Origin of the sequence: Mycobacterium sp. 1245801.1, assembly GCF_001673055.1 — a bacterium.
Classification (GTDB): Bacteria; Actinomycetota; Actinomycetes; order Mycobacteriales; family Mycobacteriaceae; genus Mycobacterium; species Mycobacterium europaeum_A.
The window spans coordinates 1-2448 of sequence record NZ_LZKY01000329.1 but is presented as its reverse complement, the minus strand read 5'-3'; the positions used below and the strand labels follow the sequence as shown (position 1 = coordinate 2448).

Sequence of the window (2448 nt, the reverse complement as noted above, 5' to 3'; positions counted from 1 at the left end):
GTCGAATTGCACACCCAGGACGAGGCCGCGATCGAACAGTTCATCACCCCCGGTCTGCATCGCCAGCGGCACCGCGGGCCGGTGACGGACCTGTTCGGCGCGGATTGGATATCCCTTGTGTACGAGGCGTTACATGACGCCGCCCAGGACGATTCCGTCGACTTCTCCACGTTGGACCGCGTTTTCGCGTCCTACCGGCAAGGCGAGCGCGACTTCCGCAAGGCGTTCGAGGACTTTCACGGCCTATCGCACAGCATGCTTTTCCGCATCTTCCGGCCAGTCATCGCGCGGCCGGTGATGGAGGTCATGGCGATGGCGCATCGGCACAAGGGGACTTGGGCCTAGCGTTCTGCGCCGCGGGGCCGCTCGCGCACCCTTGTGCGCATTCGATGTGCCCGTGCGCTTCGCAGAATCCTCTGATGGCGCGCGAAGCGCCCGATATGATCGACCGGACCGCGCGCCGCTGGGTGCCGGCGATTTCTTCTGCACACGAAAGAAAGGCGTCGATTCTTGTCAGCGTCCGTGCTCATCAGTGGTGGGGCAGGATTCATCGGGTCGGCGCTCTCACACCGTCTCGTCGAGGCCGGATACGACGTCGCGGTGATGGACGTCTTGCATCCGCAGGTGCACGGCGGTGGCCGCCCGATCGAGTTGCCGCCCACCGTGCGGTTGTTCACCGGTGACGTCACCCACGCGCCCGATTGGGACGCCGTGTTGCGATTGTTCCGCCCCGCTCAGATCGTCCACCTGGCGGCCGAGACCGGGACCGCGCAGTCGCTCTCCGAGGCGAACCGGCACGGCTCGGTGAATGTCGTTGGCACCACTCAACTTCTCGACGCCTTGAGCCGCTCAGGCATCGTGCCCGAGCAACTGGTCCTGGCGTCCTCGCGGGCGGTCTACGGCGAGGGCGCATGGCAGTCCGGCGCGCACATCTTCTATCCGAAGCCACGCAGCCACGCACAGCTGGTGGCGGGCGTCTGGGATCCGCAAGGACCGGCCGGTGAACCGGCGGTGCCGCTGCCGAGCCGCGCCGACCGAACCGAGCCCCGGCCCACCAACGTCTATGCGGCGACCAAGCTCGCCCAGGAGCATCTGATGGCCGCCTGGACGGCCGCGCACGACACCAATCTCAGCGTGCTGCGCCTGCAAAACGTCTATGGCCCCGGCCAGTCGCTGACCAACTCGTACACCGGGATCGTCGCGCTGTTCGCGCGGTTGGCGCGTCAGGGCCACGCGCTGGAGGTTTACGAAGACGGCCGGATCGTGCGCGACTTCGTCTACATCGACGCCGTCGTCGACGCGTTGTTCGCGGCCGTGCAGCGGCCGGCCACCCAGCCGCGCTGCCTGGACATCGGATCCGGCAGCGCGACCACCATCCACGAGCTGGCCAACACGATCGCCGCCATGTGTGACGCCCCCGAACCGGTCGTCGTCGGAAAATTCCGCGACGGCGACGTGCGCGCCGCGAGCTGCGATATCGAGCCGGCGCGGACCCAGCTCGGCTGGGAGCCGAAGGCCACACTCGGCGAGGGCCTGTCCGCCCTGCTCGAATGGATCGGCGGGCAATCCGATGCCCCCGCCGCGTCGAACGAATCCGGCCGTCCGGTCATGGACCAGGCAGGGCGCCGCTGAGGGCCGTGGCCCCAGTTAACCACAGCAAACCCGGCAACCGAGGCAGCGCAAATTTACGCCTATGATGGTTGCTACTGCTCGGTAGGGCTGCGTCAGCTCGCCGGTAGGAGCGGGGTAGGTCAAGGAGGCCGGTGAGGCGAGCTAGTTGGAAATGCGCAACGCATTGACGGCCTCGACGTTGCCGAGGTCATCACCGCCAGTACTTCATCTGAACTAAGGGGCAGCTTTGACCGTGGCCGATCGTGACATGCGATCTCCTTTTCTCGATACCCGATCCGCATACCTTGACCTGCTGCGACGTAACCTCACCCGGTACGGCAGCGACGAGCTGGTGCCGGTCGGCTGGAACTATCTCGGGCGTCCGCTGTTCAGCACCCGCAAGTTGATGCTGGTGCGCAAGCGGCCGTTCAACAAGCAGGCTCGTGATCTGGGCCTCGACTGGCCGGCGGATGCCCTGACGATGATCGGCATGCAGCGCCTGACCAGTTTGCAGCGGTGCGTCGAGACGGTCCTGCAGGAAGACGTACCGGGCGATCTCGTCGAGTGCGGTGTGTGGCGGGGTGGGGCGTCGATCCTGATGCGCGCCGTGCTGTCGGCCTATGGCGATAAAGAACGCCGGGTGTGGCTGTGTGATTCGTTCGAAGGGGTGCCGCCCCCGGACACCGCGCACTACGAGGCGGACAAGGGCATCAGGTTGCATCGCGCCGCCGGTGTGCTGGCGATACCGCAGGCGCAGGTCAAAGCGAATTTCGAGCGCTATGGGTTGCTCGATGATCAGGTGCGGTTTTTGCCGGGTTGGTTCAAGGACACCCTGCA

The 2448-nt window shown here is 66.0% G+C and carries 2 protein-coding genes and 1 pseudogene; all 3 read left to right on the top strand.

Annotated features, from left to right (window positions below; genetic code table 11):
- Window positions 1-345: pseudogene (locus A5622_RS29815) on the top strand (sulfotransferase family protein); the annotation flags it as partial.
- Window positions 346-522: 177 nt separating this feature from the next.
- Window positions 523-1632 carry an NAD(P)-dependent oxidoreductase gene (locus A5622_RS20920; protein WP_066880972.1) on the top strand — a complete coding sequence of 370 codons (1110 nt, stop codon included), beginning with the start codon at window positions 523-525 and terminating at the stop codon, window positions 1630-1632.
- A 247-nt stretch (window positions 1633-1879) separates the two neighbouring features.
- Window positions 1880-2448, top strand: a 569-nt coding sequence (locus A5622_RS20915) for a TylF/MycF/NovP-related O-methyltransferase (protein WP_066865905.1), incomplete at its 3' end; no start/stop codon positions are given.